The sequence below is a fragment of the Psychrobacter sp. TB20-MNA-CIBAN-0197 genome, from assembly GCF_040309765.1.
In the GTDB taxonomy this organism is placed as follows: Bacteria; Pseudomonadota; Gammaproteobacteria; order Pseudomonadales; family Moraxellaceae; genus Psychrobacter; species Psychrobacter submarinus.
Window position 1 is genome coordinate 1 of record NZ_JBEOPC010001243.1, and the last position, 243, is coordinate 243.

1 pseudogene is annotated in these 243 nt (G+C 43.6%); it reads right to left on the reverse strand.

The features are described from left to right. Window positions 1-243, reverse strand: a pseudogene (locus tag AAEY83_RS17945) (hypothetical protein); the annotation flags it as partial.

Genomic DNA, 243 nt, shown 5'->3' on the forward strand with positions numbered 1-243 from the left:
TAATCACCCTCAATGCTCAGATTGCCTTCTTGTACGGCAGTCATAAAAGCAGGAAGACTGCCTTGAGTCAAAAGCTTGACGCCAGTCATAGAATCTTTAAAGTTAATCGTTAAATCTGCTTCTTTTGCATGACCGCTATGTTGGCTAAACTGTCCAGTATCAAAGCTAAAATAACGTGCGATATCCGCCTCAGTGCTGGCAAGCTCGATAGTGACTTTGCGATCAGCAAACAGCGCTTTAACG